This window comes from uncultured Paracoccus sp. (genome assembly GCF_947496875.1).
Taxonomy (GTDB): Bacteria; Pseudomonadota; Alphaproteobacteria; order Rhodobacterales; family Rhodobacteraceae; genus Paracoccus.
The window spans coordinates 1-648 of the sequence record NZ_CANMEH010000078.1; the positions used below are offsets into that span (position 1 = coordinate 1).

Annotated in this window: 1 pseudogene; it reads left to right on the plus strand. The window is 67.9% G+C overall.

The annotated features are described in order from the left end of the window. A pseudogene (locus tag Q0938_RS19180) lies at positions 1-648 on the plus strand (IS256 family transposase); the annotation flags it as partial.

Here is a 648-nt window from a genome sequence, read left to right on the forward strand (position 1 = left end):
GAGGTCGGCGCCGTGACGGGCGCGGCCTACGGCGAGAAGGACCCGGCGCGGCGGACACAGCGCAACGGCTATCGCGATCGGGACTGGGAGACGAGCGCCGGGACCGTCTAGCTGCGCATCCCGAAGCTGCGGAAGGGCAGCTACTTCCCCGGCTTCCTGGAGCCGCGGCGCATGGCCGAGGCGCTGACGGCGGTGATCCAGGAGGCCTATGCTCAAGGCATCTCGACGCGATCGGTCGATGACCTGGTCAAGGCCATGGGCATGTCGGGGATCAGCAAGAGCCAGGTCTCGCGGCTCTGCGAAGAGATCGACGGCAAGGTGAAGCCTTCCTGAACCGCCCGCTCGAAGGCGACTGGCCCTACCTCTGGATCGACGCGACCTACCTCAAGGTCCGGCGGGGCGGTCGGATCGTCTCGGTCGCCGTCATCATCGCGATCGGGGTGAACACCGGGCGGCGCGAGGTTCTGGGCCTGGACATCGGCACCTCCGAGGCCGAGCCGATCTGGACGGAGTTCCTGCGGAAGCTCACCCGCCGGGGCCTGCGCGGGGTCAAGCTGGTGATCAGCGACGCCCACGAGGGCATCAAGGCCGCTATCTCGAAGGTTCTCAGCACCACTTGGCAGAGATGCCGCGTCCACTTCCAGCGCA